This window comes from Dietzia sp. DQ11-44, assembly GCF_014145205.1.
In the GTDB taxonomy this organism is placed as follows: domain Bacteria; phylum Actinomycetota; class Actinomycetes; order Mycobacteriales; family Mycobacteriaceae; genus Dietzia; species Dietzia natronolimnaea.
Genome location: NZ_JAALEC010000600.1, coordinates 1 through 2,020, shown reverse-complemented (window position 1 = coordinate 2,020; position 2,020 = coordinate 1). Strand labels below are relative to the sequence as shown.

Here is a 2,020-nt window from a genome sequence, read left to right as displayed (position 1 = left end):
CGGCGGCATCGACGGCCGCGTCGACCTCGTCGCGCGTGCTGCCCGAGCGGAGCACCGCCACCAGACGCGCTCCGGGGACGTCGCCGTTCTCCAGTGCCTCCGCTACCGCGGTCCCGATCGCGCCGGCGCCGATCACGGCCACCGCCAACGGGGGGACGGATGCCCGGTCCGGCCGCGCAGAGGGGGAGTGGTGAGGGGTCATGGTGGCCTCACCGTACCCACGGCCCCTCCGCGGCCGCGCGTTCCCGGCGGTTACCCGGTGGAGCCCACGAGCATCGTCGGGGTGATCCCGAGGTTCGCCCCGTCCGCCACCAGTGCCCGGCCCTCGTCCGTCGCAAGCGCGGCTCCCATCGCCTCGGCGTCCGCGAAGAACAGCTGGGCCATCAGGTGGAACTCGGGTGCGGAGCCGTCCGGGCCGGGCAGGAAGCGTGTGACCTTGGCGTCGTCGAGGCCCGGAACCGCGCGGGCGAGGGGGATGTGGGTCCCGTCGTAGTACTCGTCGAACTTCTCGACGTCGTCGGGGGTTCCGTAGAGGACGGTGAGGGTGATCAAGGGGGTCCTTTCGAGGGGCGCTCCATCCGGTCGTCCGGAGGGTCGCGCACCGGGGATGATGCCGCAGTCGGTCGGGTGGGGAGACGGATTCGCCGGTTGTGGTCGGAGTCCGGATCGGTCGGACCGGCTCCCGATGTGCCAGCATGGTCCCCAGAGTCCCGTGGACGGGTCTCCCGGACGAGGGGCGCCGTACCCGGAGCGCGACAAGACGGCCCGCCGGAGGCTGTCATGGCGTGGTTCGTACTCGTTCTGTCCGGGATCCTCGAGGCGGTGTGGGCCACCGCGTTGGGCAGATCCGAGGGCTTCACCCGGCTCGTCCCGTCCGTGGTGTTCGGGGTCGCCCTGGTCGTGAGCATGGCCGGGTTGGCCTACGCGATGAGAGGCCTCCCGGTGGGAACCGCCTACGCCGTGTGGGTCGGCATCGGCGCCTCCCTGACCGTGCTGTACGCCATGGCCACCGGCGCGGAACCGGTCTCGCCGGCCAAGGTGGTCTTCCTCCTGGTGATCATCGGCGGGGTGGTCGGACTCAAGACCGCTGCGTGACCGCCTCGTCAGCGCGGCGCCGGGGTCTACGGTGAGGTGATGAGATCGCGTGCGGCCGGACCACTGGTCGGCCTGGGACTCGTCTACGGGGCCGGGGCCGGCCTGATCATCGGGCTCGCGGTCGCCGGCCCGACCGGCCTGGCCCCGGGCCTGGTCATCGGCGCCGGCCTCGGTGCGGTCGCCGGGAACGTGGCGGAACTCGGGCGTACGGTGGTCCGGAGGCAGGCCCACCGACCCGAGACCCCTCGTGGTCTGCACCGTCATCGACGTCTCCCGAGAGGACCGGTCCACCCATGACCTCCATCACCACAGTCGACCGCGGACCGCGTGTCGTCGCCCGGCGCGTCACCGTCAACGCCCCCGCCGACGAGTTGTTCGCGCTGGTCAACGACCCCGCGAAGCACGGCCTCGTCGACGGATCGGGGACGGTCCGCGACAACGTCAAGGGCCCGTCCGCCCTGTCCGAGGGTGCGAAGTTCACCACGAGGATGCGGATGTACGGCGTCCCGTACCGCATCACCTCCACGGTGACCGAGCATGTCGACACCCCGGAGCTCAAGGTCGTCGAGTGGGCCCACCCCGCCGGGCACCGCTGGCGCTGGGAGTTCACCCCGACCGCCGACGGGCGGACCGAGGTCACCGAGAGCTTCGACAACCGTGAGTCGAAGATCGGGCGGGTCATGGAGCGCGTCGGGATGGCGGAGAAGAACGCCGCCGGGATCACCGAGACGCTCTCGCGCCTGGCCGCGAGGTACGAGTCGAACCGCTGACGATCCGGCCGCGCGCCGCGGGCCGGGCGCGGTCTAGGCGCGCGTGAGGAGCAGCGGAGCCGCGGCGATCCGGGACCACGGGCCACCGACGAAGGTCAACCCCAGGAGCCGGCGGTCGTCCAGCGCACGGAACTCGTCGCGGACCCAGCGCCACG

General features: G+C 72.1%; 4 protein-coding genes, 1 pseudogene and 1 riboswitch. Of the genes and pseudogenes, 3 read left to right on the top strand and 2 right to left on the bottom strand.

Annotation, left to right across the window (positions count from 1 at the left end):
- Window positions 1-202 (bottom strand): annotated as a pseudogene (locus G6018_RS14045) (hypothetical protein); the annotation flags it as partial.
- 50 nt (window positions 203-252) lie between these two features.
- Window positions 253-552, bottom strand: coding sequence for an EthD family reductase (locus tag G6018_RS14040; RefSeq protein ID WP_182611047.1), 300 nt, complete (start codon window positions 550-552; stop codon window positions 253-255).
- A 150-nt stretch (window positions 553-702) separates the two neighbouring features.
- A riboswitch (guanidine-III (ykkC-III) riboswitch) is annotated at window positions 703-770 on the top strand.
- Between the two features lie 10 nt (window positions 771-780).
- Between G6018_RS14040 and G6018_RS14035 the strand changes: the two genes are divergently transcribed.
- From G6018_RS14035 to G6018_RS14025, 3 genes are read left to right on the top strand one after another with little or no spacing between them, the layout of a single operon-like run.
- Window positions 781-1,095, top strand: a complete 315-nt coding sequence (locus G6018_RS14035; protein WP_179523245.1) for an SMR family transporter — start codon at window positions 781-783, stop codon at window positions 1,093-1,095.
- Window positions 1,096-1,134: 39 nt separating this feature from the next.
- Window positions 1,135-1,392, top strand: a complete 258-nt coding sequence (locus G6018_RS14030) for a hypothetical protein (RefSeq protein WP_182611046.1) — start codon at window positions 1,135-1,137, stop codon at window positions 1,390-1,392.
- Window positions 1,389-1,865, top strand: a complete 477-nt coding sequence (locus G6018_RS14025) for an SRPBCC family protein (RefSeq protein WP_179523243.1) — start codon at window positions 1,389-1,391, stop codon at window positions 1,863-1,865. The genes G6018_RS14030 and G6018_RS14025 overlap by 4 nt, the downstream gene beginning before the upstream one ends.
- Window positions 1,866-2,020 lie beyond the last annotated feature (155 nt).